Below are 24,054 nucleotides of genomic sequence, written 5' to 3' on the forward strand. Positions count from 1 at the left end.
CGGCCCGCCCCTCACCCCCGCTCCCACCACCCCCCCCGCCGCGCCGCCGCCCCCGCGGGACCGCCCGCCGAGCCGGGCGCCCCGGCGGCGGCGGGCCCCGCCCGCCGCGCCGTCGCCGCCCTCGGCCGGCGGCGCCTGCCCGGCCCTCTCCGCGGTGCTCATGTGCGCTCCTGCCGCAGTCGCCGGACGTTGAACAGCATGGCGGGCAGCACCAGCAGGAACAGCAGCACCGCGATGGCGCTGCCGGCGCCCTGGTCGTTGCCGCCGCCGAACGACACCGTCCACATCTGCAGCGCCAGCACGTTGGCGTTCGGATCGCCGCCGCCGATGATGTAGACGAGGTCGAAGACCTTCATGACGTTGATGACCAGCGTCACCAGCACCACCATCAGGACGGGCGCGAGCAGCGGGATCGTCACCCGCCGGAACACCTGCCACTCGGTGGCGCCGTCCACCCGGGCCGCCTCCAGCGCGTCGCGCGGGATCGCGGCGAGCCCGGCCGCGATCAGCACCATCGCGAACCCGGACCACACCCACAGGTACGACCCGATGATCGCGGGGGTGATCAGCGTGCTGCCGAGCCACTCCGCGCCGCGGTAGGCGGCGGTGAAGTTGTCCTCGGGCAGCCGGATCGTGTACGTGCCGTCGGGGACCTTCGTCATCGTGAAGGTGCCGTCGGCCTCCGTGGTGGCCTTTCCGACCACCTTGCCGTCCTTGACGGCCTCGACCCTGATGCCGGGCAGCCCGGCCTCGCCGGCGTTGGGCGTGTTCTGCTGCCCGCCGCCGCCCCTGGTGAAGTCGAACCAGACCGTCCCCGTCAGCTGGCCGGGCTTGGCCGCCGGCGGCCGCGCCGCCGGTTTCGCGTCCTTGGGCAGGTACTCCTGCTTGACCTTCAGCAGCGGGACGAGCGCGCTCTGCCCGGCCTGGTAGGGCCTGGTGGTGACGACGGCGCCGGCGTCCTCGCGCACGAGGGCGTCGCCGCCGCCGCGGGGGCCGGCGCCCGGGTAGGTGGTGTCCTGCGCGAAGGTGTCGTGGATCGCGACCATCGCCGCGTTCGCGACGCCCTGGTCGGGGTCCATCTGGTACACCAGCCGGAAGATCACGCCGGAGGCGAGGAACGAGATCGCCATCGGCATGAACACGACCATCTTGAACGCCGTCGACCACCGGATCCGCTCGGTGAGGACGGCGAACACCAGGCCGACGATGGTGGTCACGGTCGGGGCCACCACGACCCAGATGGCGGTGTTGCGCACCGCGACGAGGTTGTTGTGCCCCTGGAAGATCCCGGTGTAGTTGTCGACGCCGACGAAGCCGTCGCCCGAGGCGTCGAAGAAACTGCGGATCACCGAGTAGACGATCGGGTAGACGACCAGGAAGCCGAGCAGCAGCAGCGCCGGCAGCAGGAACGTCATGGCCAGCCAGGACGGCGGGGTCAGCCGCTCGCGGACCCGGCGGCCGCCGGGCCGCCCGGCGACCGGCACGTCGACGGCGGCGGCGCCGCCGGCCGTCACGGCCGGCGGCACCTCCTCATTCCGAGCCTTCATTCAGGGATTCCCTACTCGTCGGCCCTACTTGTAGGCCTTGGCGGCCTCGGCCTCCAGCTTGGCCTGCGCGCCCTTGACGTCGGTCGGCTTCATCACGAACTGGCGCAGCGCCTCCCACTCGCCCTTGCCGGGCGTCGCGCCGAACGCGGCGGGCGCCAGGTCGGACATGTCGTAGCGGGCGGCGTCCCCGGACTGCTGCAGCTGGGTGATGAGCTGCTTGGCGATCGGGTCGGAGTAGGCGTCCGGCGGGACGTTCTTGTTCGGCGTCAGGTAGCCGCCGAGCCCGGCCCAGACCTTGCCGGCCTCCGGGGAGGCGAGGAACTTCATCAGCTCCTGCGCGCCCTTGCCGTCCTTCATCGCGACCGCGACGTCGCCGCCGAGGATCGCCGGGGCGGTGTCGCCGGCCTTCGGGAACGCGAACACCTTGGCGTCGGTGCCGACCTTGGACTTGGTGGTGGAGATGTTCGCGGCGGCGAAGTCGCCGCCGTAGACCATCGCGGCCTTCTGCTGGCCGAAGACCTGGGTGACCGACTCGTCGAACTTGGTCTTGGTCGCGGTGGCGACGCCGCCGTTCAGGAAGTCGGGCTTGCCCCAGATCTGCGCGAGGGTCTCCAGCGCCTTGCCGACGGTCGGGTCGGTCCACTTGATCTCGTGCTTGGCGAGCTTGTCGTAGTTGTCCGGGCCCGCCTGCGACAGGTAGACGTTCTCGAACCAGTCGGTCAGCGTCCAGGAGTCCTGCGGGCCGGCGGCCAGGGTGAACGGGGTGGTGCCCGCGTCCTGCAGCGTGCCGGCGGTCTTGACCAGGTCGGCCCAGGCCGCGGGCGGCTGCACGCCGGCCTCGTCGAACGCCTGCGGCCGGTACCACAGGATCGACTTGTAGGCGGCCTTGGCGATCACGCCGTAGGCCTTGCCGTCGGCGGAGCCGAGCTCCTTCCAGTACGGCGAGTAGTTCGTGCCGACCTCCGCGACGACGTCGGCGGCGAGCGGCTTCAGCGACCCCTTCGCGGCGTACTGCTGCATGAGGCCGGGCTGCGGCAGGATCGCCACGTCCGGCGGGTTGCCGGCCTCCAGCCGCGGGCCGAGGTAGGCGTCGGTGTTCTCACCGGTGGAGGCGTAGTTGACCTTCGCCCCCGTCTTCTGCTCGAACGCCTGCAGCACCTTGCGGAAGTTGGCCTCCTCCTGGCCGGTCCACTTGGCCGCGACCTCGATCGTGGTGCCCTTCAGCGCTCCCCCGCCGGCCGGGGTGGAGCCGTCGCTCCCGCCGTCGTCGTCGCCGCCGCACGCGGCGGCCGAGGACAGGAGCAATCCCGCCGCGACGGCGGCTCCCATCAGCCTGCTGACCCTCATTCTTCATCCTCCCTGAGCGGACCGGCGGCGTGCGATCCCCAGATCGCCGCGCCGGACTCGATATCGAAGAAGTGCAGGCGGCCGGTGTCGACGCGGATCTTCACCGGATCGCCCACCTTCACGCGGGTGCGCGGGCTGAACCGCGCGACCAGGTCCGTGCGGGGGTTCTCCAGGTGCCCCAGCACGTCGGTCCCCGCGTCGCGGGCGAGTTCCCTGGTGTCCTCGGTGACGACCTGGGACGCCTCGATCGCGAAGTGCACCAGCACGTCCGAGCCCATCGCCTCCACGAGGTCGGCGGTGGAGTCCAGCCCGGACCCCTCGGGCGCCTCCACCAGCTCGGAGTCCTCCATGTCCTCGGGGCGGACGCCGACGACGACGTCGCCCCCGAGGCGGGACGCCAGGGCCGGGCGCTCGGTCAGCACCTCGGCCGGCAGCGCCAGGGTCTGGCCGCCGATCTCCAGGCGCGGGTTCGCCGCGTCCCCGGACAGCGTGCCGTGGATCAGGTTCATGGCCGGTGAGCCGATGAATCCGGCGACGAACAGGTTGGCCGGCCGGTCGTAGAGCTCCTGCGGCGGCGCGACCTGCTGCAGTTCGCCCTTCTTCATCACCGCGACCCGGTCGCCGAGCGTCATCGCCTCGGTCTGGTCGTGGGTGACGTAGATCGTGGTGACGCCGAGGTCGCGCTGGATGCGGGCGATCTCGGCGCGCATCTGGACGCGGAGCTTGGCGTCGAGGTTGGACAGCGGCTCGTCCATCAGGAACGCCTGCGGCTCCCGGACGATCGCGCGGCCCATCGCGACGCGCTGCCGCTGCCCGCCCGACAGGTTGCGGGGCTTGCGCGACAGGTGGTCGGTGAGGCCGAGGATCTCCGCGGCGCGGTCGACCTTCGCGCGGATCTCGGCCTTCGGCATCTTGCGCAGCGACAGCCCGAAGCCGATGTTGTCGCGCACCGACAGGTGCGGGTAGAGGGCGTAGCTCTGGAACACCATCGCGACGTCGCGGTCGCGGGCCGGGACCCGGTTGACGACGCGGCCGCCGATGACGACCTCGCCCTCGGAGATGTCCTCCAGCCCGGCCACCATGCGCAGCGCGGTGGTCTTGCCGCAGCCGGAGGGGCCGACCAGGACGAGGAACTCCCCGTCGGCGATGTGGAGGCTCAGATCGGTCACGGCCCGCGTGCCGTCGGGATAGACCTTCCCGACGCTGGTCAGGTCGACCTCTGCCACGGCGTCTCCTCTTCTGCACGGCACGGCTCGGGGAGGGCTCGGGCTCGTCCCGGCAGGCGGTTCACCGCCCTACGGAAGAAACCGGTTTACCCCCGCGTAACAATGCATCTAGGTGGTACATGGCGGACTACCCCGACCGCAATAGCACAGTGCCCGCTGACACATTTGGTGCAGAGATCGTTACCCACCCGTTTCCGCCCCTGATATGCCCTGTCCGAAATGGCGTGAGGGTGCGGACGAAAATCCGTCCGCACCCTCACGTGCGCCGTCCGTGCCGGGCGGATCAGCCCACGGTCACCAGGCCCCGCTCGGTGACGTTCATCGGCTCGTAGCCGTCCTCGGTGCACACGACGATGTCCTCGATGCGGGCGCCGTGCGGGCCGGGGTAGATACCCGGCTCGATGGAGAACGCCATCCCCGGCTCCAGCGGCTCGCGGTTGCCGGCGACGATGTAGGGGTCCTCGTGCGACTCCAGGCCGATGCCGTGCCCGGTGCGGTGGAAGAAGTGCTCGCCGTACCCGGCCGCGGCGATGATGTCGCGGCCCGCCGCGTCCACCGCCTCGGGGGTGGCGCCCGGCCGGACGGCCTCGCACGACGCGCGCTGCGCCTCCTCCAGCACCGCGTAGTAGTCGCGGTACCGGGCGGGCGCCTCGCCCACGCAGTAGTTGCGGGTGGAGTCCGAGCAGTAGCCGCTCGGCATCGTCCCGCCGATGTCGACCACGACGGGCTCCCCCGGCGAGATGACGCGGTCCGACAGCTCGGCGTGCGGGTTCGCGCCGTTCGGGCCGGACCCGACGATGACGAAGTCGACGCGGGCGTGCCCCTCGGCGATGATCGCGTCGGCGATGTCGCGGCCGACCTCCCGCTCGGTGCGGCCCGCCGCGAGGAACCCCGGCACGAGCCGGTGCACACGGTCGATCGCCGCGCCCGCCTCGCGCAGCGCCGCGACCTCGGCGGCGGACTTGCGCATCCGCAGCTCGCGCAGCACCGACCCGGCCGCGACCTGCTCGGCGCCGGGCAGCGCGGCGCGGAACCGCAGCGCCATGACCGCCCACATCCGGTCGGCGACGCCGACCTCCGCGATGCCGGCGGGGAGCCGGGCGGCGGTGAGCGCGAACGGGTCGTCGGTCTCGTCCCAGGGCACCAGCTCGACGCCGAGCGCCCCGGCCGGCGACTCCCGCGCGGCGGGCAGCTCCAGCCGGGGGACGACCAGGAACGGCTCCCCCTCGGCGGGCACCGCCAGGCATGTGAGGCGCTCCAGCGGCAGCGCGTCGTAGCCGGTGACGTAGCGCAGGTCCGGGCCGGGCGTCAGCAGCACCGCGCCGAGGCCCGCCTTCGCCGTCGCCTCCCGCACCCGCCCGATGCGCTCCGGCGGATACAACTCCGTTGTCACACCCGTCTCCCTTCTTCGGTCCTGTCCGATGGCCGGTACCAGGATCCCAGGAGCGGCGGTGCCGCGCGCCGTCGGACCCGCGTGGGAGCATGTCTGCCCATGAGCGGGTTGATGCTGCTGGACACGCCCTCGCTGTACTTCCGCGCCTTCTACGGGGTGCCCGAGTCGGTGACGGCCCCCGACGGGACGCCGGTGAACGCGGTGCGCGGGCTCATCGACATGATCGCGCGCCTCGTCGCGGACCGGTCGCCCGACCGGCTGGTCTGCTGCATGGACGCCGACTGGCGGCCGGCGTTCCGGGTGGCGGCGCTGCCGTCCTACAAGGCGCACCGGGTGGCCGCGGACGGCGGCGACCAGACCCCGGACGCGCTGGAGGCGCAGCTCCCGGTGATCGACGCGGTGCTGGACGCGGTCGGGCTCGCGCGCGCCGGCGTCCCCGGCTACGAGGCCGACGACGTGATCGGGACGCTCGCGGTGCGCGGCGCCGCCGCCGGGCCGGTCGACATCGTGACCGGCGACCGCGACCTGTTCCAGCTCGTCGACGACCGCGGCCCGGTCGCCGTCCTGTACACCGCGCGCGGCATCCGGAACCTGCAGATCATGGGCGAGAAGGAGATCGCGGCCAAGTACGGCATCCCCGGCCGCGGCTACGGCGACTACGCGACGCTGCGCGGCGACCCGAGCGACGGCCTGCCCGGGGTGCCCGGCGTCGGCGACAAGACGGCCGCCGCGCTCGTCACCCGGTTCGGGTCGGTGGAGGGCATCCTCGCGGCGCTGGAGGCGGGCACCGACGAGGGCTTCCCGGCGGGCGCCCGCCGCCGGATGGAGGCGGCGCGCGGGTACCTGGCCGCCGCCGAGACGGTGGTGCGGGTGGTCACCGGCATCGACGCGCCGGAGCTGGCGGGGCTGGACGACCGGCTGCCCGCGCGGCCGCGCGACGCCGCGGCCCTCGTCGAGCTGGCCGACACGTGGAATCTCGGCAGCCCCGTCAACCGCCTGCTGAACGCCCTCGCGCGATGAGCACCGCGATTTCACTGCAATTTTCGCCAAAAGTGTCATAGGACGCAGACAGGGCGTTCCCCGGCGGGCAGCATCCGAGGCGGTGACGGGTTCTCCTGGAGGCGTGCAGAGACGCGTGCAGACGACCGGTACCCGCGGCACTGGGCCTCACCGCCCCACTCCCCCCATGCGCCGCGGGTGCCGGTTCACGCGGTCCCGGACCGGAACGGACGTGCGGTGAGCGAGCGCGTGAGCGAGCGGACCACGACCCGCGGCGGCGCCGCCGCGGGGTTCTGGGATGCGCTGGACGACCCCGAGCGCGCCGCGCTGCGGGCCGCGGGGCGGGCGCGCGCCTACCGGCCGCGGGCGCCCCTGTGCTACCAGGGCGACGACTCCGACCACATCATCGTCATCGAGTCGGGCTGGGCGAAGGTCGTCGCCTCCAGCGCGGAGGGGCACTCGGTGGTGCTGGCCGTGCGGGGGCCGGGCGACCTGGTGTGCGAGAGCGCGGTGCTCGGGCGGCGTGAGCGGTCGGCGACCGTGCAGGCGCTCGACGAGCTCCGGGCGCTGCTGGTGCCGGCGGCCCGGTTCACCGCCTTCCTGGACGCGCATCCGCGGGTGTGGATGCTGGTCAGCGGCACGTTCGTGCGGCGCCTGGACGACGCGGACCGGCGGCTGCGGGCGCACGTGTCGGCGCAGGGCCCGCGGCGGCTGGCGATCCTGCTCGCGGGGCTCGCGGAGATGTCGGCCCGGCACGTCCCGGCGGGCCCCGGCGGCGAGGTCGCGATCGGGCCGCCGCTGTCGCAGGAGGAGCTCGGCAGCTGGATGGACGCCTCCCGGGAGACGGTCGCGCGGGCCCTGGCGGTCCTGCGGGAGGAGGGGCTGGTCCGCACCGGCCGGCGCCGGCTGACCGTGCTGGATCCGGCGGGGCTGCGGGCGTTCGCGCGGACCCCGGAGGGCGGGTCCGGCGGGGCCGGGCCGGCCGGCGCCTTTACATTGTAGATTCCGATCGGTTCGGGGGTTCCGTCCCGTACGCTCGGTTCTGTGCCGCGCCGACCGCTGCGACTGCGTACCGCCGAGGCCGACGCCGAGGTCCGCGCGGGGCTGCACCGGATCCGCGCCGAGTACTCGGTGCCCGGCCGGTTCCCGCCCGCCGTCCTCGCCGAGGCCGCCGCGCCCCCGGCGCTCGGCGACGGCCGGGCCGACCTGCGCGGGGTCCCCTTCTTCACCCTCGACCCGCCGGGCTCGATGGACCTGGACCAGGCGATGCACCTGGAGCGGCGCGGCACCGGGCACCGCGTCCGGTACGCGATCGCGGACGTGGCCGGGTTCGTGCGGCCCGGCGGCGCGCTCGACGCCGAGGCCCGCGCGCGCGGCGTCACCCTCTACCTGCCGGACGCCAGCTCCCCGCTGCACCCGCGCCCGATGTCGGAGGGGACGGCGAGCCTGCTGCCGGGCCGCGACCGCCCGGCCGTCGCGTGGACGATCGACGTCGACGACGCCGGGCGGATCACCGGCGTCGACGTGCGCCGCGCCCTCGTCCGCAGCCGCGCCCGCCTCGACTACGCCACCGCCCGGCACGACGGCGCGGGCCGCCCCGGGGCCGGCCGGCACGACAGCGGCCGGCGCGGCACCGGCCGGCAGGGCACCGGCCGGCACGGGGGCGGGGATCCGCGGATCGCGCTGCTCGGCGAGATCGGCGAGCGGCTCATCGCGGCGGAGGCGGCGCGCGGCGGGGTCAGCCTGCCGCTGCCCGAGCAGGAGGTCGTGCACGCCGGCGGCGGCTGGGCGCTGAAGCTGCGCGGCGACCTCGCGACCGAGGCGTGGAACGCGCAGATCTCGCTGCTGACCGGGCGGGCGGCGGCCCGGCTGATGCTGGACGGCGGGGTCGGGCTGCTGCGCACGATGCCGCCCGCGCCCGCCGAGGCGGAGGCGCGGCTGCGGCTCGCGGCCCGCGCGCTCGGCGTCGCCTGGCCGGCCGGCGCCTCCTACGGCGACATCGTCCGCGCCCTCGACCCGGCCCTGCCCCGGCACGCCGCGTTCCTGCACGACGCGGCCGGGCTGATGCGCGGAGCGGGCTACACGGCGTTCGACGGGGCGCGGCCGGAGCAGCCGGTGCACGCCGCCGTCGCCGCCCCGTACGCGCACGTGACCGCGCCGATCCGGCGGCTGGCGGACCGGTACGCGACCGAGGTGTGCCTGGCGCTGGCGGCGGGCCGCCCGGTGCCGGGGTGGGCGCGGGAGGCGCTGCCGGGGCTGCCGGAGGTGATGCAGCGCGCGCTGCGCCGCGCCGCGGACGTCGACCACGCCTGCGTCGACCTGGTCGAGGCGCTGCTGCTGCGCGACCACGTCGGGGACGTCTTCGACGCGGTGGTGGTGGACGTGAACGGCGACCGCACCGGCGGGCGCGTCCAGCTGGTGGCGCCGCCGGTGTTCGGCCGCTGCGAGGGCGCGGACCTCCCGCTCGGCGAGCAGGTCAAGGTGCGGCTGGAGGAGGCGGACCCGGCGCGGCGCCGGGTCCGCTTCTCCCGCACCGCGTGATCAGCGGCGGCCGCGGCGGCGGGGCCGCCAGTTCGTGCCGGTGCCGACGCCGGCGAAGTGCAGCGAGATGAGCAGCAGGCCGAGGACGGTCAGCGTCCCGTTGTTGATGGCGTCCGAGGACACGTCGGCCAGGTCGAACAGCAGGGCGAGGGCGAAGACGATCGCGGCGACGATCGCGAGCATGTCGGGCCTCCGGTGGGGGTCGGGAGCCCGCGGCGGGCCCCTCGGCTGCCTACCGGATCTCCGCGTCCCCGTCCGCCAAACCGCTGCCCCCTTTACGGCCCGTCCGAAAACCGGCCCGGCGGAGGTTCGGACGTGTCAGGCGGCGCTGGGACGGACGTGCTCCCCGAGTTCGGCGGTGACGGCGGCGTTGAGCCGGTAGGCGGCCCTGACCTCGTCGATGACGCGGGCCTGCTCGGCGGCGTCCCACGGCGCGGTGTCGAGCAGCACGCGGTAGCGGTCCTTGTAGTCCTTGGGCTTGCCCGGGAACCGGTAGAAGGCCGCGCCGTCGTCGCCGGCGGACAGGCCGAGGGCCCGCCGGACCTGGCGGCCGATGTACTGGCCGCCGGACAGGTCGCCGAGGTAGCGGGTGTAGTGGTGGGCCACGAAGCCGCCGGGCCAGCCGAAGCAGACCTCGCGGAGCCGGTCGCAGTACCGCGCGGTGGCGGCGTTCGGCTCGATCCGGGCGCGCCAGCGGGGCCCGTAGAAGTAGCCGAGGTCGGCCTCCAGCGCGCCGCGGCGGCGCAGCCCGGCCAGGTCGAAGCGGCCGGCGACGGGATCGGCGGCCATCCGGTCGGCGGCCTCCTCCAGCAGGTCGTAGACCGGGTGGAGCTGCGCGACCAGGACCGCGTACTCGTCGCGGGCGAGGCGGCCCTCGACCAGCGCGCTCATGTAGGGCGAGCTCTCGTTGTCGCCGTGGTCGTCCCACGTCGCGGCGCGCAGCCGCGCTGAGAAGGCCCCGTGGGAAGCCTCGTTCTCCGACGCCATGCCGGCCACGTTACCGACACGGCGTCGGGAACGTCCAGTCCCCGCCGGTCAGCCGCTGAGCGCGGCGCGCGCCTCCTCGGTCATCCGGACGACCTCGTGCCGCACCTGCGGGCGCTCGGTGAGCCGCGCGCCGAACGGGATCCGGACGGGGTGCTCCACGCCGCCGTCGGCGACGGCGAACTCGATCCCGTCGGCGTCCAGGCCGGTCATCCGGGCGGCGGTCGCGCCGGGCCGGCCGCCGAGCGCCCGGCAGATGGTGAGGCAGTCGGCGGCGTGGTCGTCGTTCATGTGGCGCATGATCTGCCGCACGACGTCCTCGGTGAACGGACCGGGGTCGGTCATGGAACAGTCCTTTCCTGCAGGTACAAGGATGAAACGGACGGGTCGGGCGGACGGCTCAGAGGGCCAGGCCCCGGTAGACGCGGAGGGCGTTGCCGCCGAGGACGAGGGCGAGCGTCTCCTCGTCCAGCCCGAGGCCGGCGATGGCGCGGGCGTTGCGGGCGACGCCGGGCACTCCGGGCCAGTCGGTGCCGAAGATGAACTTGCAGGCGAGGCGGCGCAGGTCGTGCCGGGCGTAGTACTCGGGGAGCCGGCGCGGCGGCAGCCCGGACAGCTCGATCCACACCTCCTCGCGCGACAGGGCGAGGAACGCGGCGGCGTCGTACCACCAGCCGCGCCCGCCGTGCGCCAGGACGAACGTCAGGCCGGGGAACAGCCGCAGGACGTCGTCGATCGGCGTCGGGTCGGCGTACCGGTTGGCCGAGCCGGGGAAGGAGCTGGTGCCGCAGTGCACGACGACGGGCACGCCCGCGTCGCGGCACACCTGGTAGGCGGGGTACAGCTCGGGGTCGGCGACGCTGAACCCGCCGTGCACGGGGTGCAGTTTCAGGGCGGCGGCGCCGAACTCCAGCTGCCGCGCGACCTCGGCGTCGATCGGGTAGTGCAGGTGCGGGTTGACGTTGGCGATCGGCTTGAAGCGGCGCGGGTTGTGCTTGAGGAGCGGCTGGAGGTCCTCGATGGGCTGCGTGCCGGTCGTCTTCGGGCTGTACTCGCACAGCAGCAGGGCGATGTCGACGCCCTCGTCCTCGAAGTAGGCGTCGACCCGCTCGGGGACGAGGGTCCCGTCGGCGTCGTAGAGGTCCTGCCACGGGTGGGACGCGCCGAACTCCTCGGCCCACTGCCGCCATGCCGCGGGCAGGGTCGGCAGCCGGGCGGTGTGCACGTGCGCGTCGATCAGCGGCCGTCCGTCCAGCATGCGGCGGAGCCTACCCGCCGTCCCCGGCCCCCCGGAGAAGCGGGGTTCGGGCCGGGGGTCCGGGCCGGGGGTTCAGGCGACGTCGGCGGAGTCCTGGCCGTCCAGCCAGGCGAGGATGCCCTCGACGGTGTCACGGCAGCCGCCGCAGCCGGTCCCGGCGCGGGTCGCGCGGGCGACGCCGGCGGCGGTGCGGGCACCGGCCTGCCAGCAGGCGCGGATCTCCCCCTTGCTGACATTGTTGCACTGGCAGACGGTGGCGGCGTCCGGCATCCGCACCGGCGACTCGGCCGGTTCCCCGGCCGCGCCCGCGCGCCCCATGCCGGGGAACAGCAGGCCGAGGCGTTCGGCGGGCAGCGGCCCGGCGCGGTCGTAGAGCCGGGTGAGGGTCCCGGCGGCGGAGGTCTCGCCGAGCAGGATCGCGCCGATCAGCCGCCCCTCCCGGATCACCGCCTTCTTGTAGGTGCCGCGCGCGGCGTCGGTGAACCGGACGACCTCCACGTCCTCGTCGTCGTCGCCGAAGTGCGTCTCCCCCATCGACGCGAGCTCGATCCCGGCGGCCTTGAGCCGGGTGATCTGCCGGGCGCCGGTGAAGCGGGCGGCGGGGTCGGTGCCGGCGAGCAGCCCGGCGAGCACGCCGGCCTGCTCCCAGGCGGGCGCGACGAGCCCGTACACCTCGTCGCGGTGCTCGGCGCACTCGCCGATGGCGCGGACGGACGGGTCGGTGACCGACCGCAGCTCGTCGTCCACGACCACGGCGCGGCCGATCGCCAGGCCCGCCTCCCGCGCCAGCGCCACCTCGGGGCGCACGCCGCAGGACAGGATGACCAGGTCGGCGCCGACGACCTCCGTCCCGCCCCCGGGACGGGCCAGTTCGACGCCGGTGACGGCGCCGCCGGCGGTGCGCAGGGCGGTGACGTCGGCCTGCAGCCGCGTCCCGATGCCGAGCGCGGCGAGGGTGCGGGCCAGGACCCTGCCGGCGGCCGGGTCGAGCTGGCGTTCCATGAGGTGCCCGGCCAGGTGCAGGACGGTGACGTCCAGGCCGCGGCCCGCCAGCCCGCGCGCCGCCTCGATGCCGAGGAGGCCGCCGCCGACGACGACCGCGCGGCGCGCCGACGCGGCCAGCTCGGTGATGCGGCGGCAGTCGTCCAGGGTGCGGAACACCAGGGCGCCTTCGGGCAGGCCGTCGCGCAGGCCCGGCATCGGCGGGATGAACGCGGTGCTGCCGGTCGCGAGGACCAGCGTCCCGTAGGGCACCGCCGTCCCGTCGGAGGCGTGCACGGTCTTCGCCGCCCGGTCGACGCGGGTGACCTCGACGCCGAGGCGGGCGTCCACGCCGTGGGCGGCGTACCAGGCGGCGTCGACCAGGCTGATGTGGTCGGGCCGCGTCACCCCGGCGAGGACGTTGGACAGCAGCACCCGGTTGTAGGGCCGCTGCGTCTCCGCGCCGAACACGGTGACGGGCGTCGCGGTGTCGCGGGCGCGCAGCTCGGTGACGAACCGGGACCCCGCCATGCCGTTCCCCACGACGACGACGCCCGTTGCGGCGCTCATCGCTTCACCTCCAGCGGCAGCGGCTTGATCTGGTCGCGCTCGACCGCGAACCCGATGCTCGGGTCCGGGGTGCGCGGGGCGTTGACGAAGGACACGAACCGGCGGAGCCGCCCGGGGTCGTCGAGGGTGTCGCGCCATTCGTCGGAGTAGGACGCGACGTGGCGCTCCATGGCGGCGTCGAGGTCGGCGCAGATGCCGAGCCGGTCGTCCACGATGACCTCGCGGAGGTAGTCCAGGCCGCCGTCGAGGGACTCCAGCCAGCTCGCGGTGCGCTGCAGCCGGTCGGCGGTGCGGATGTAGAACATCAGGAACCGGTCGATGCAGCGGATCAGCTCGTCGCCGGTGAGGTCGGTGGCGAACAGGTCGGCGTGCCGGGGCCGCATGCCGCCGTTCCCGGCGAGGTAGAGGTTCCAGCCGTTCTCGGTGGCGATGACGCCGAAGTCCTTGCTCTGCGCCTCGGCGCACTCGCGGGCGCAGCCGGACACGGCCGACTTCAGCTTGTGCGGGGCGCGCAGCCCCCGGTACCGCAGCTCCAGGCGGATCGCCATGGCGGCCGAGTCCTGGACGCCGTAGCGGCACCAGGTCGACCCGACGCACGACTTCACCGTGCGCAGCGCCTTGCCGTAGGCGTGGCCGGACTCGAACCCGGCGTCGACGAGCCGCCGCCAGATCTCGGGGAGCTGCTCGACGCGGGCGCCGAACAGGTCGATCCGCTGCCCGCCGGTGATCTTGGTGTAGAGGCCGAAGTCGCGGGCGACCTCGCCGATCACGATGAGCTTGTCGGGGGTGATCTCGCCGCCGGGGACGCGCGGCACGACCGAGTAGGTGCCGTTCTTCTGCAGGTTGGCGAGGAAGTGGTCGTTGGTGTCCTGCAGGGCGGCCTGCTCGCCCTCCAGGATGTGGCCGTTGCCGAGGCTGGCCAGGATGGAGGCGACGGCGGGCCGGCAGATGTCGCAGCCGCGTCCCGTCCCGTGCTCCTCGACGAGCCGGGTGAAGCTGGTGACCTCCCCGGCGCGGATGATGTCGAACAGCTCGGCGCGGCTGTAGTCGAAGTGCTCGCAGATCGCCTTACCGACCTCGATCCCGGCGGCCGTCAGCTCGGCGTCCAGGATGCGCTTCACCAGGGGGACGCAGCTTCCGCAGCTCGTCCCTGCGCGGGTGCACTCCTTGACGCCGGGCACGTCCGTCAGGGAGTGCTCGGAGATCGCGCGGCGGATGCCCTCGGCGGTGACGTTGTTGCAGGAGCAGATGACGGTCGAGCCGGGCAGGTCGCCGCCGGCCTCCTCGGTTCCGCCGAACAGCATCTGCTCGGGCGCGCCCGGCAGGCTCCCGCCCACGTGGGCGCGGAGGGTTCCGTAGGACTCGGCGTCGCCGACCAGGACGCCGCCGAGGAGGGTCTGGGCGTCGTCGCTGACGACGAGCCTCTTGTAGACGCCGGCGACGGGGTCGGTGTAGGTGACGCCGAGCGCGCCCGGTCCGGAGCCGGCCAGCGGGTCGCCGAAGCTGGCGACGTCCACGCCCATCAGCTTGAGCTTCGTCGACATGTCGGCGCCCTCGAACACGGCGGTGCTCGCGTCCGACAGGAGCCGGTCGGCGACGACCTCGGCCATGGAGAAGCACGGCCCGACCAGCCCGTACACGGTGCCGCCCACGAGGGCGCACTCGCCGATCGCCCAGACGGCGGGGTCGGCGGTGCGGCAGGTCTCGTCGACCACGATGCCGCCGCGCTCCCCCACCGGCAGGCCGCAGCCGCGCGCCAGCTCGTCGCGCGGGCGGATGCCGGCGGAGAACACCGCGACCTCCGCCTCGACCGGCTCGCCGCCGTCGAGCACGATACGGCGGACGGCCCCGTCGTCCCCGGCCTCCAGGGCGCGGATCGGGACGCCGGTGCGGACGGCGATGCCGAGGCCCTCGATGTGGCGGCGCAGCATCGCGCCGCCGCCCTCGTCCAGCTGGCGCGGCATCAGCCAGGGCGCGACCTCCACGACGGCGCTGCGCAGCCCGAGGCCCTGCAGGGCGCGGGCCGCCTCCAGGCCGAGCAGCCCCCCGCCGACGACCGCGCCGGTGCCCCTGCCCCGCGCGTACTCGCGGATGGCGTCCAGGTCGTCGATCGTGCGGTACACGAACACGCCGGGCAGGTCCGCGCCGGGCACCGGCGGCACGAACGGCGCCGAGCCGGTGGCCAGGACGAGCGCGTCGTAGGCGACGCGGCGCCCGGCCGAGGTGGTGACGGCGCGGGCGGCGCGGTCGATGCCGGTGACGCGCTCGCCGAGGCGGACGGCGACCCCGCCGCCGTGCGCCGGGTAGGCGAGGTCGGCGCCCTCCAGGTGCGTCGTCAGCGCCACCCGGTCGTAGGCGGCGCGGGGCTCCTCCCCGATGACGGTGACGGTCCAGGCCCCGGCTGCGTCGCGCTCGCGCAGGGCCTCCACGAGGCGGTGCGCGGCCGGTCCGTGCCCGGCCACGACCAGCCGCTTGCCCTGTCTGCTGTCGGCTCCCATGAACCCCGATGCTCGGCGGTCCGTATTTCCCGGATGGATCACCCGCGTCACCCGCGCGTTAACTGCACCTCACCGTTCCCATTTCCTTCCGGACGGCGCTGGGGGACACTCCCAGGAAGATGGAAGACCACGCGTAGTCCGCGACCGCGGCCGCGGGCCGGAGGCCGCCATGCGACGGATCATCGGTGCGTCCCTCATCGGGCTCGGCGCGTTCCTGCTGGCCGCCGGCGTCCTCGTCCGCTTCTACGTGGCGCCGACGCTGATCGGCGCGCCGGCGGACGTGTACCAGGTGACCCGGCTGCGGGCCGAGAACGCCGCCTACTTCGACGCCACCACGGCGACGCCGCGGACGGGCGCGACGGTCGTGGCGACCAACACCGTCCGCGGCGATCCCGGCTCGGCCTCCGGCGGAGTCGCCGTGTGGGACTCCACGACCGTCGTCCAGGACGTGGGGCGCGGCACCACGATCGAGCTGCAGAGGCAGCGGTACGCGTTCGACCGCCGCACCGGCGAGCTGCGGGACTGCTGCGGCGCGGCGGTCGACGGCGACACCGCCGTCCGGCAGTCGGGGGTGGGCCTGTTCTGGCCGGTCCAGGCCCGCAAGAAGGGCCTGGAGCTGTTCGACACCGCGACGCTGCGCACCTGGCCGGCCGTGTTCGACGGCGAGGAGCGGGTCGGCGGGACGCCCGCCTACCGGTTCGTCGTGCGCATCCCCGAGACCAGGGTGGCCGGGGAGCTGCCCGCCGTGCCGGGCGAACTGCTCGGCCGCGGCGCGGGCTCCCCGGCCGTGCCGGTGGACCGCTACTACCGGGCCGAGGGCACGTACTGGGTGGACCCGCGGACGGGCGCGCCGGTCGACCAGCGGCAGCGGGTCGTGTCGGAGCTGCGCCCCCGGCGGGGGCCGGGGCGGCTCGTGGTGGCCGACTTCACCCTGCGGATGACCCCCGAGTCGCGGCACGCCCTGCAGGCGAGGTCCGACGACGGCGCCGGGAAGATCCGGATCCTGTCGACCGTGCTGCCGCTGGTGTCCGGCGGCGCCGGGCTGCTGCTGGTCGCGGCGGGGGCGCTGCTCACCGTGAACGGCGGCCGGCGCGGCGGCACCCCGGGCGCGCCGTCGCCCCGCGGCCCGTTAACCCGCGGATGGGCGGGTAGGACGGACGAAAGGTCAGAACCGTCCGCGTAAGGGGGTAATCGCGATGGGCGAGTCGCAGCACCGTCCCGTGCAGGGTGAGCACCGCTACGAGCAGGAGATCGCCTCGCCGGGCGAGCACGAGGAGCGGCCGGGCCGCAGCCTCGTCACCACCGACCACGAGGTGATCCGCGACTGGGCGGACGAGCGCGGCGCCGAGCCGTCCACCGTGCCGGGCAGCGACTACGGCGGCCGGCCGGGCCGGCTCCTGTTCGACTTCCCCGGCTACGGCGGGGAGAACCTGGAGCACATCTCCTGGGACGACTGGTTCACCACGTTCGACGAGCGCGAACTGAACTTCCTCTTCCAGGAGCACAAGAAGGACGGCTCGCAGAGCAACTTCTTCCAGCTGGAGAACCCGGGCCGCTGAACCGCCCGCTCAGGCGGGGATCAGGACGAGCGTCGCGTCGTGCCCGCCGAACCCGAACGAGTTCGACAGCGCGGGCGCGGCCGGCGCGATCGTCCGCACCTCGCCGTGGACGATGTCGAGCAGGGCGGTGCCGGCGTCGGGGGCGGCGAAGCCGGCGGTCGGCGGGACGAGGCCGTCGGCCGCGCTGAGCAGCGCGACCATCGCCTGCAGCGCGCCGCCGGCGCCGAGGATGTGCCCGGTGACGCCCTTGGTCGCGGTGACCGGCGGGGTGCGGCGGCCGAAGCAGCGGCCGATCGCGAGCGCCTCGGCGGCGTCGTTGGCGCGGGTGCCGGTCGCGTGGGCGCTGATGTGCCCGATCCGGACGGCGCCGAGCCCGGCGTCGGCGAGCGCGGCGGCCATGCAGCGCGCGGCGACCGCGCCGTCCGGGCGGGGCTGCAGGAGGTCCGCGGCGTCGGCGGCGCAGCCGTAGCCGGCGACCTCCCCGTAGACGCGGGCGCCGCGCGCGGCGGCGTGGTCGGCGCGCTCCAGGGCGAGGAACGCGGCGGCCTCGCCGACCACGAACCCGTCGCGGTCGGCGTCGAACGGGCGGCCCGCGGCGTGCGGGTCGGGGTCGCGGCGCGCGAGCGTGCCGATGCGGGCGAACGCGGCCATCGCGAACGGGGTGAGGATCGCGTCGGCGCCGCCGGCGACGGCCGCGTCGATCCGCCCGGCGCGGATGGCGAGGACGGCCTCGCCGATCGCGGTGGCGCCGCTGGCGCAGCCGGTGGAGAAGGTGAGGCAGGGGCCCTCGCAGCCGTGCCGGATCGACACGTTCGCGGCGGTCGCGTTCGGCATGGTCTTCGGGACGGCGGGGACCGGCACCCGGTCCAGGGTCCCGGCGTGCTCGTGGCCGCCGAGCGCGACGGTCGAGGCGAGCCCGGCGGCGGCCGTCCCCACGTAGACGCCGCGGCGGGCCGGGCCGCCGCCGTAGCCGGGCCCGGCGTCGGCCACCGCGTCGTCGGCCGCGGCGACGCCGAGCTTGGTCACCCGGTCGAGGCGGCGCCGCTCGGCCCTGCTGAAGTAGCGGTCCTCGTCCAGCGGCTGGGCGGGGCAGCCGAACGACACCGCGGTCCCGGCCTCCAGCAGCTCGGGGACGTGCACGGCCTGCGACTTGCCCGCGAGGACGGTCGCGAAGACCTCCGCGGGGGTGCCGCCGGCCGGGCTCTTCACCCCGAAACCGGTCACCACGACGCGGGGCGTCCCGTCGGCCCGGAAATCCCCAGCGCGGCGTTCCCCGGCCCGGTACAGCCGGTCCCGTGATCCCCTGGCCCGGGATTCCTGGGCACGGGGGCCGGCCGTCGGTACTCGCCGGGCGCGGTGTCGCGGACCTTCAGGGGATTCCTGGGCCCGGGATCCCTCGGCACGCAATTCCTGGGCACGCAAATCCTGGGCGCGGGATTCCTGGGCGCGGGATTCCTGGGCAGGGTGCTCAGCGGTCATCCGCTCACCTCGCGGTTCGGGGGGATCCCGCGGAGGAGAAGCGGGGCTTCGGAAGCTAGCGCGGCGGCGTTCGTCGGAACTTGCCAGCCCGTGCACATTCTCCGGGCGATTTTTGTCACCCCGGTGACACGCGCCACACCGGTATCGGGTGTTTCGTCCCTCACTGGTGCTGGTCGTGCACCATGGAGGGGTGACGCGGGTTGTGGAGAGCACGGCGGGAACGGGGATCGCGGCGCCGGCGGGCGGGGTGCCGCTGCTGGCCGATCTCGTGTCGGACGGCGAGGTGGTGGTGCTGAGCGGCGCGGGCCTGTCCACCGAGTCGGGGATCCCGGACTACCGCGGCGAGACGGGCCGCCGGCGCCGCGCGGAGCCGATGACCTACCAGGCGTTCACCGGGAGCGAGGCGGCGCGGCGCCGGTACTGGGCGCGCAGCCACCTCGGCTGGCGGCACATCGCGGCGGCGCGCCCGAACGCGGGGCACCGCGCGGTGGCGGAGCTGCAGCGGCGCGGGCTGCTCGCGGGGATCATCACGCAGAACGTCGACGGGCTGCAGCAGGCGGCCGGCGCGGACGGGGTGGTCGAGCTGCACGGGGCGCTGGACCGGGTGGTGTGCCTGGCGTGCGGGGAGCGGACGCCGCGCGGGCGGCTGGAGGCCCGGCTGCGCGCCGCGAACCCCGGCTTCGAGGCGCGCGCGGACGCGATCAACCCCGACGGCGACGCGGTGGTCGCGGACGCGGAGATCGAGGCGTTCCGGGTCGTGGGCTGCGAGCGGTGCGGCGGCGTACTCAAGCCCGATGTGATCTTCTTCGGGGAGAACGTGCCGCCCGCGCGGGTGCGGGAGTGCTACGCGCTCACCGAGGGCGCGGGCGCGCTGCTGGTGCTCGGGTCGTCGCTGACGGTGCTGTCGGGGTACCGGTTCGTCCGGCACGCGGCGCGGCACGGCGTCCCGGTGGCGATCGTGAACCGGGGCGCGACGCGCGGCGACGAGCACGCCCGGGTGACGCTGGACGCGCCGCTCGGCCCGGCCCTCACCGCGCTGGTGGACGAGCTGGGGCGGTAGGCGTCACCGTCCTCCGCCGGACAGCAGCGACGTCGCGGCGGGCGCCGGGGAGACCCGCGTGCCGGGCGGCGCGGGCGGCGGCGGCCCGGTGACGGCGGGCGGGTCGGGCAGCGTGTCGCCGGTGACGAACCCCGTGGTCTCCAGCTGCCGCAGCTGCTCGGTGACGAGCGGCTGCGCCTGCTCGGCGAACCGCCGCACGAGGGTGTTGCGGGTGCCGGCGCGGACGGCGCCGAGCTCGGCGAACAGCAGGCCCTGCGCCATCCGCATCCGCGCGACGGCGGTCCGGTCGTAGTCGTTGCCGGACTTGCCGGTGATCTCCGACATCCAGCTCTGCTGCTCGGGGCTGGGCCGGGCCGGCAGCGCGACGTTGAGCCGCCCGGCGAACCGCCGGTTCAGCAGGTCGAGCCGGGTGTGCCGGCGGGCGACCTCGGTGAGCGCGCGGCGGGTCGCGGGCCGGGCGGCGCGGCGCCGCGCCTGGCGGGCGACGGGGATCTCCCACAGCGCGGCCTGCCGGAGCCGCACCAGCACGTCGCGGTCGGCGGGGCCGAGGGGGCCCCAGTCGGTGGTGACGGTGGACTGGGCGGCGGCCTCGTCGGCGGGGGACGGCGCGACCGCGGCGCCGTCGGCGGCCTGCCGCGCGGCCGGCTGGCAGGCGCCCAGCAGCAGGGCCGCGGCCAGCGCGGCCACGGCGGCCCGAGCCGGCGCGGGCACAGTCGCCCAGGCCGGCGCGGTCACGGCCGCCCAGGCCGGCGCGGTCACGGCGGCCCAGGCCGGCGCGGTCACGGCGGCCCAGGCTGGTGCGGGTGCGGCCGGTGCAGCCGGTGCGGGTACGGCGGCCCGTCGGGGTCGGGGCATCCGGGCACCGCCTCTCGGTCGGGGTGAAGGGCGTTACGGCTGCAGTACGGAGGTCGCGGCCGCGCGGTTCGACGGCCCGGCGGGCGGGATGGGTGGCTCGGCGGGGGCGGGGTCAGGTCCAGCCGAGCTGGGCGAGGGCGGTGGCCGGGGGTTCGCCGCCGGCCTCGGTGAAGGCGCGCAGGGCGGCGACGAGGGCGCGCCGCTGCCCGGCGGGCATGCGGGAGACGACACCGGCGATCTCGGCGCGGCGGCGGGCGGTGACGTCGTCGACGATGCGGCGTCCGGCGGCGGTGACCTGGATGCGGACCTCGCGGCCGCTCTCGGGGCTGGCCTCGCGGCGGACGAGCCCGGCGGCGGCTAGCCGGTCCACCATCCGCATCGCGGTGGAGGGGTTGACCTCCAGCAGCCCGGCGAGCGTCACGAGCTTGGACGGCCCCTGCGACGACAGCACGACGAGCAGCCGGAACTGCGGCAGCGTGACGGCGCCCTCGACGGCGGCCAGCGACCGCACGGAGATCGCGACGAGCAGCCGCGACGCGGTCAGCATCGCCGAGGTGACCTCGTCGACGCCGGCGTCCCCGTCCTCGCTCATGACGACTTTCTACAGGGCCGGGCCCCGGGTGCGCCAACACGCCCGGGGCGGCGCTGGCCCGCGCTCACCGCTGCCCGTCCGTACGCCCCTCCGCGCCGCCGGGCAGGAGGTCGGCGAGCAGTTCGGCGAGCAGTTCGGCGAGGTGGCGGGGCCGGGCGGCGGTCCCCGCCTCGATCTGGGTGCGGCAGGAGAACCCGTCGGCGAGCACGGCCGTGCCGGGGCCGGCGTCCGCGACGGCGGGCCACACGCCCTCTTCGGCGATCTTGGTGGAGACCTCGTAGTGGCCGCGTTCGAACCCGAAGTTCCCGGCGAGGCCGCAGCAGCCGACGTCGAGGGTCTCCACCTCCACGCCCGCGCGGGACAGGACGCGCTGGTCGGCGCCGAACCCCATGATGGCGTGCTGGTGGCAGTGCGGCTGCGCGATCGCGCGGACCTTCGGGGTGTCGAGCCCGGCGACGGTGTCGTGGGCCGCGAGGGGCGAGGCGCCGCCGGCCTCCTCCTGGCGCTCGTCCAGGAGCTCGGCGAGGGTCCGGGTCTGGTCGCGGAGCCGCTTCACGTCGTCCGCCATGGCGTCGCGCTCCATCAGCTCGGGCGCGTCGGCGCGGAACACGGCGGTGCAGGACGGTTCGAGCCCGATGACCGGCACCCCCTCGCGCAGCCGGGGCGCGAGCGCGCGGACGGTGCGGCGCAGCACGCGGGCGGCGACGCCGAGCTGGCCGGTGGAGATCCACGTCAGCCCGCAGCACAGCGCGACCGGCGGGACCTCGATCCGGTACCCGGACGCCTCCAGGACGCGCACGGCGGCCCTGCCGATGTGCGGGTGGAAGTTGTTGGTGAACGTGTCGGGCCACAGCACGACCCGCCTGCCGCCCGGCCCGTCCGGTGCCGGGCGGCGCCTGAACCAGTCGGTGAACCGCTCGGGCGCGAACTCGGGCATGTCGCGCTGGGGGGCGATGCCGCCGATCCGCTTGGCGGCGCCGCTCAGGCCGGGCAGGCGCAGGGCGGTGTTGGCGGCGCCGGGCGCGAACGCGGCGAGCCGCGCCCACAGCGGCAGCCAGCCCATCGTGTAGTGGGAGGCCGGGCGGACGCGGCCCTTGTAGTGGTGGGCGAGGAACTCGGCCTTGTAGGTGGCCATGTCCACGTTGACGGGGCAGTCGCTGCGGCAGCCCTTGCACGCCAGGCACAGGTCGAGGGCGTCGCGGACGTCCTCCGACCGCCACCCGTCGGTGATGACGGCGGCGCCGCCGGGCCCCGGCACCGACGGGTCCGGCATGCCGTTCCCCCGCCCCTCGTCGCCGGGCATGCCCCGCATCATCTCCATCAGGATGCGGGCGCGGCCGCGGGTGGAGTGCTCCTCCTCCCCCGTCGCCCGGTAGCTGGGGCACATGACGCCGCCGGAGGAGGCGCGGCACTTGCCGATGCCGACGCAGCGGGCGGCGGCGTGGGTGAACCGGTGGTGGTCGTCGGGGAAGGCGAAGTGCGTCCGCGGCTCGGCGGGGTCGTAGGCGAGGTGGTCGAGGTTGTCGTCCAGCCGGTACGGATGGACGATCTTGCCGGGGTTCATCCGGTTCCCCGGGTCGAAGACCGCCTTGAACCGCTCGAACAGCCGGATCACCTCGTCGCCGAACATGATCGGCAGCAGCTCGGCGCGGGACTGGCCGTCGCCGTGCTCGCCCGACAGCGACCCGCCGTAGCCGGCGACCATGCGGGCGGCGCGCTCGATGAACCGGCGGTAGTTCCCGGTGCCCCGCTCGTCCTCCAGGTCGAAGGGGATGCGGGTGTGCACGCAGCCCTGCCCGAAGTGCCCGTAGAGGGAGACGGGCCCGTAGCCGAACTCGCGGATCAGGGCGCGGAAGTCGCGCAGGTAGTCGCCGAGCCGCTCGGGCGGGACGGCGGCGTCCTCCCAGCCCTCGTGGGTGTCGGGGCGGCCGGGCGGGTAGGCGGTGGCGCCGAGCCCGGCCTCGCGGACCTGCCACAGCAGCTCCTCCTCGGCCGGGTCGCGGACGAAGGTGTGCCGCGGCGGGTTCGGTCCGTTCTCCATGTGCTCGATGAGCGCGCGGGCGCGCCCGTCGGCCTCGTCCTTGGTGTCGCCGCCGAACCGGATCATGAGCCAGCCGGCGCCGTCCGGCATGTCCCGCACGACGCGCGGCCCGGCGAGGTGGTCCTGCTTGGCGAGGTCGAGGAGGCGCTCGTCCATGCCCTCCAGGGCGAGGGGCCTGAACGGCAGGATGCGCTGCACGGCGTCGCCGGCGTCGGGGATGTCGTCGTAGCCGAGGACGGCGAGCGACTGGTGCGCCGGGACGGGCACGAGCTCGATCTCGGCGTGCAGGACCGTGACGAGCGTCGACTCTGACCCGACCAGCGCGCGGGCGACGTCGAAGTTCTTCTCCGGCAGCAGCGAGTCGAGGTTGTAGCCGGACACGCGGCGCGGGATGTCGGGGTAGCGGGTGCGGACCAGCTCCATGCCGTCGTCGCGCAGGCCGCGCAGCGCCCGGTAGATCTCGGCGCGCCGCCCGCCTTCGGCGAGGATCCGCTCGTACTCCTCGTCGGAGGTCTCCCCCACCCACATGCGCACGCCGTCGTAGGTGAGCACCTCCAGGCGGACGACGGAGTCGACCATCTTCCCGTACGCCTGCGCGGACGCGCCGCACGAGTTGTTGCCGATCATCCCGCCGATCGTGCAGGTGTCGTGCGTGGACGGTTTGGGCCCGACCATGAGGCCGTGCCCGGACAGCTCCTCGTTCAGGTCGTCCAGGCACGCGCCGGGCTCCACGACGGCGCGGCGCGCGCCGGTGTCGAGGGAGACCAGGCTGCGGCAGTACTTCGACCAGTCGATCACGACGGCGGTGTTGACGCACTGCCCGGCGAGGCTCGTCCCGCCGCCGCGCGACAGGACCGGGACGTCGTGCTCGGCGCAGACGCGGACGGCCTCCGCGCCGGCCTCGACGCCGCGCGGCACCACCACCCCGATGGGGGGCTGCTGGTAGTTGGACGAGTCGTGCGCGTACGCGGCGCGCGACCCGGGGTCGAACCGGACCTCGCCGTCCACCCGCGCGGCGAGCGCGTGCCGCAGCGCCTCCCGCCCGTCCCGCCCGTGCCCGGTCCGCCTTCCGCCCTGCCTGGTGTCCTCAGCCGAAATCGCCATGACCGAACGCATACCCGCGG

Annotated in this window: 20 protein-coding genes; 6 read left to right on the forward strand and 14 right to left on the reverse strand. The window is 75.0% G+C overall.

Features of this window, described 5'->3' with window-relative positions; translation table 11 throughout:
* Nucleotides 1-158 precede the first annotated feature (158 nt).
* The 4 genes from ABZ806_RS24620 to ABZ806_RS24635 all read right to left on the reverse strand — a co-directional run bounded on the left by ABZ806_RS24620 (nucleotide 159) and on the right by ABZ806_RS24635 (nucleotide 5,513).
* Nucleotides 159-1,547, reverse strand: coding sequence for a carbohydrate ABC transporter permease (locus tag ABZ806_RS24620; RefSeq protein WP_500219729.1), 1,389 nt, complete (start codon nucleotides 1,545-1,547; stop codon nucleotides 159-161).
* A gap of 24 nt (nucleotides 1,548-1,571) precedes the next feature.
* Nucleotides 1,572-2,894, reverse strand: coding sequence for an ABC transporter substrate-binding protein (locus ABZ806_RS24625; protein WP_500219730.1), 1,323 nt, complete (start codon nucleotides 2,892-2,894; stop codon nucleotides 1,572-1,574).
* The gene (locus ABZ806_RS24630; RefSeq protein WP_500219731.1) at nucleotides 2,891-4,120 is read right to left on the reverse strand and encodes an ABC transporter ATP-binding protein; all 1,230 of its coding nucleotides are present in this window, start codon (nucleotides 4,118-4,120) and stop codon (nucleotides 2,891-2,893) included. Before ABZ806_RS24630 ends, ABZ806_RS24625 begins: the two co-directional genes overlap by 4 nt.
* A gap of 283 nt (nucleotides 4,121-4,403) precedes the next feature.
* Nucleotides 4,404-5,513: a M24 family metallopeptidase gene (locus tag ABZ806_RS24635; protein ID WP_500219732.1), complete on the reverse strand. Its 1,110-nt coding sequence runs from the start codon at nucleotides 5,511-5,513 to the stop codon at nucleotides 4,404-4,406.
* 99 nt (nucleotides 5,514-5,612) lie between these two features.
* Here ABZ806_RS24635 and ABZ806_RS24640 point away from each other — a divergent pair, with 99 nt between their 5' ends.
* From ABZ806_RS24640 to ABZ806_RS24650, 3 genes are all read left to right on the forward strand, one after another.
* Complete coding sequence (locus tag ABZ806_RS24640) at nucleotides 5,613-6,533, forward strand: 5'-3' exonuclease (RefSeq protein WP_500219733.1); 921 nt, start codon at nucleotides 5,613-5,615, stop codon at nucleotides 6,531-6,533.
* 216 nt (nucleotides 6,534-6,749) lie between these two features.
* Nucleotides 6,750-7,514, forward strand: coding sequence for a Crp/Fnr family transcriptional regulator (locus ABZ806_RS24645; protein ID WP_500219734.1), 765 nt, complete (start codon nucleotides 6,750-6,752; stop codon nucleotides 7,512-7,514).
* Nucleotides 7,515-7,556: 42 nt separating this feature from the next.
* On the forward strand, nucleotides 7,557-9,053 hold the full coding sequence (locus tag ABZ806_RS24650; RefSeq protein ID WP_500219735.1) for an RNB domain-containing ribonuclease: 1,497 nt from the start codon (nucleotides 7,557-7,559) through the stop codon (nucleotides 9,051-9,053).
* Here ABZ806_RS24650 and ABZ806_RS24655 read toward each other — a convergent pair whose 3' ends face one another.
* From ABZ806_RS24655 to nirB, 6 genes are all read right to left on the reverse strand, one after another.
* Nucleotides 9,054-9,236, reverse strand: a complete 183-nt coding sequence (locus ABZ806_RS24655; protein ID WP_500219736.1) for a hypothetical protein — start codon at nucleotides 9,234-9,236, stop codon at nucleotides 9,054-9,056.
* A gap of 135 nt (nucleotides 9,237-9,371) precedes the next feature.
* Complete coding sequence (locus tag ABZ806_RS24660; RefSeq protein WP_500219737.1) at nucleotides 9,372-10,040, reverse strand: biliverdin-producing heme oxygenase; 669 nt, start codon at nucleotides 10,038-10,040, stop codon at nucleotides 9,372-9,374.
* Between the two features lie 48 nt (nucleotides 10,041-10,088).
* Complete coding sequence (locus tag ABZ806_RS24665) at nucleotides 10,089-10,382, reverse strand: DUF2470 domain-containing protein (protein WP_500219738.1); 294 nt, start codon at nucleotides 10,380-10,382, stop codon at nucleotides 10,089-10,091.
* A gap of 55 nt (nucleotides 10,383-10,437) precedes the next feature.
* Nucleotides 10,438-11,295: an amidohydrolase family protein gene (locus ABZ806_RS24670; RefSeq protein ID WP_500219739.1), complete on the reverse strand. Its 858-nt coding sequence runs from the start codon at nucleotides 11,293-11,295 to the stop codon at nucleotides 10,438-10,440.
* Between the two features lie 72 nt (nucleotides 11,296-11,367).
* The gene (locus tag ABZ806_RS24675; RefSeq protein ID WP_500219740.1) at nucleotides 11,368-12,846 is read right to left on the reverse strand and encodes an FAD-dependent oxidoreductase; all 1,479 of its coding nucleotides are present in this window, start codon (nucleotides 12,844-12,846) and stop codon (nucleotides 11,368-11,370) included.
* Nucleotides 12,843-15,344 carry a nitrite reductase large subunit NirB gene (nirB, locus tag ABZ806_RS24680; RefSeq protein WP_500219741.1) on the reverse strand — a complete coding sequence of 834 codons (2,502 nt, stop codon included), beginning with the start codon at nucleotides 15,342-15,344 and terminating at the stop codon, nucleotides 12,843-12,845. Before nirB ends, ABZ806_RS24675 begins: the two co-directional genes overlap by 4 nt.
* A gap of 169 nt (nucleotides 15,345-15,513) precedes the next feature.
* Between nirB and pgfA the strand changes: the two genes are divergently transcribed.
* Together pgfA and ABZ806_RS24690 are read left to right on the forward strand one after the other, a co-directional pair.
* Nucleotides 15,514-16,527, forward strand: a complete 1,014-nt coding sequence (gene pgfA / locus ABZ806_RS24685) for a cell envelope lipid trafficking protein PgfA (RefSeq protein ID WP_500219742.1) — start codon at nucleotides 15,514-15,516, stop codon at nucleotides 16,525-16,527.
* A 13-nt stretch (nucleotides 16,528-16,540) separates the two neighbouring features.
* The gene (locus ABZ806_RS24690) at nucleotides 16,541-16,903 is read left to right on the forward strand and encodes a hypothetical protein (RefSeq protein WP_500219743.1); all 363 of its coding nucleotides are present in this window, start codon (nucleotides 16,541-16,543) and stop codon (nucleotides 16,901-16,903) included.
* A gap of 9 nt (nucleotides 16,904-16,912) precedes the next feature.
* On the opposite strand, the gene ABZ806_RS24695 is transcribed toward ABZ806_RS24690, so the two are convergent.
* On the reverse strand, nucleotides 16,913-18,130 hold the full coding sequence (locus ABZ806_RS24695) for a beta-ketoacyl-[acyl-carrier-protein] synthase family protein (protein WP_500219744.1): 1,218 nt from the start codon (nucleotides 18,128-18,130) through the stop codon (nucleotides 16,913-16,915).
* A 442-nt stretch (nucleotides 18,131-18,572) separates the two neighbouring features.
* On the opposite strand from ABZ806_RS24695, the gene ABZ806_RS24700 reads away from it, so the two are divergent.
* Entirely contained in the window at nucleotides 18,573-19,442 is an 870-nt protein-coding gene (locus tag ABZ806_RS24700; RefSeq protein WP_500219745.1) for an NAD-dependent protein deacetylase, read from the forward strand.
* 3 nt (nucleotides 19,443-19,445) lie between these two features.
* Here ABZ806_RS24700 and ABZ806_RS24705 read toward each other — a convergent pair whose 3' ends face one another.
* The 3 genes from ABZ806_RS24705 to ABZ806_RS24715 form a co-directional block, all read right to left on the reverse strand.
* Entirely contained in the window at nucleotides 19,446-20,225 is a 780-nt protein-coding gene (locus ABZ806_RS24705; protein WP_500219746.1) for a DUF4142 domain-containing protein, read from the reverse strand.
* A 184-nt stretch (nucleotides 20,226-20,409) separates the two neighbouring features.
* Complete coding sequence (locus ABZ806_RS24710) at nucleotides 20,410-20,889, reverse strand: MarR family winged helix-turn-helix transcriptional regulator (RefSeq protein ID WP_500219747.1); 480 nt, start codon at nucleotides 20,887-20,889, stop codon at nucleotides 20,410-20,412.
* A 64-nt stretch (nucleotides 20,890-20,953) separates the two neighbouring features.
* The gene (locus ABZ806_RS24715; RefSeq protein ID WP_500219748.1) at nucleotides 20,954-24,034 is read right to left on the reverse strand and encodes an FAD-binding and (Fe-S)-binding domain-containing protein; all 3,081 of its coding nucleotides are present in this window, start codon (nucleotides 24,032-24,034) and stop codon (nucleotides 20,954-20,956) included.
* Nucleotides 24,035-24,054: the final 20 nt, after the last annotated feature.

Source organism: Spirillospora sp. NPDC047418 (genome assembly GCF_040643275.1).
In the GTDB taxonomy this organism is placed as follows: Bacteria; Actinomycetota; Actinomycetes; order Streptosporangiales; family Streptosporangiaceae; genus Spirillospora.

What these genes read in the sequence shown, in the direction of transcription:
- ABZ806_RS24620 (WP_500219729.1), bottom strand. Translation starts at nt 1,547, where the DNA reads ATGAAGGCTCGGAATGAGGAGGTGCCGCCGGCCGTGACGGCCGGCGGC.
- ABZ806_RS24625 (WP_500219730.1), bottom strand. Translation starts at nt 2,894, where the DNA reads ATGAGGGTCAGCAGGCTGATGGGAGCCGCCGTCGCGGCGGGATTGCTC.
- ABZ806_RS24640 (WP_500219733.1), top strand. Translation starts at nt 5,613, where the DNA reads ATGAGCGGGTTGATGCTGCTGGACACGCCCTCGCTGTACTTCCGCGCC.
- ABZ806_RS24655 (WP_500219736.1), bottom strand. Translation starts at nt 9,236, where the DNA reads ATGCTCGCGATCGTCGCCGCGATCGTCTTCGCCCTCGCCCTGCTGTTC.
- ABZ806_RS24660 (WP_500219737.1), bottom strand. Translation starts at nt 10,040, where the DNA reads ATGGCGTCGGAGAACGAGGCTTCCCACGGGGCCTTCTCAGCGCGGCTG.
- ABZ806_RS24665 (WP_500219738.1), bottom strand. Translation starts at nt 10,382, where the DNA reads ATGACCGACCCCGGTCCGTTCACCGAGGACGTCGTGCGGCAGATCATG.
- ABZ806_RS24670 (WP_500219739.1), bottom strand. Translation starts at nt 11,295, where the DNA reads ATGCTGGACGGACGGCCGCTGATCGACGCGCACGTGCACACCGCCCGG.
- ABZ806_RS24675 (WP_500219740.1), bottom strand. Translation starts at nt 12,846, where the DNA reads ATGAGCGCCGCAACGGGCGTCGTCGTCGTGGGGAACGGCATGGCGGGG.
- nirB (WP_500219741.1), bottom strand. Translation starts at nt 15,344, where the DNA reads ATGGGAGCCGACAGCAGACAGGGCAAGCGGCTGGTCGTGGCCGGGCAC.
- pgfA (WP_500219742.1), top strand. Translation starts at nt 15,514, where the DNA reads ATGCGACGGATCATCGGTGCGTCCCTCATCGGGCTCGGCGCGTTCCTG.
- ABZ806_RS24690 (WP_500219743.1), top strand. Translation starts at nt 16,541, where the DNA reads ATGGGCGAGTCGCAGCACCGTCCCGTGCAGGGTGAGCACCGCTACGAG.
- ABZ806_RS24710 (WP_500219747.1), bottom strand. Translation starts at nt 20,889, where the DNA reads ATGAGCGAGGACGGGGACGCCGGCGTCGACGAGGTCACCTCGGCGATG.
- ABZ806_RS24715 (WP_500219748.1), bottom strand. Translation starts at nt 24,034, where the DNA reads ATGGCGATTTCGGCTGAGGACACCAGGCAGGGCGGAAGGCGGACCGGG.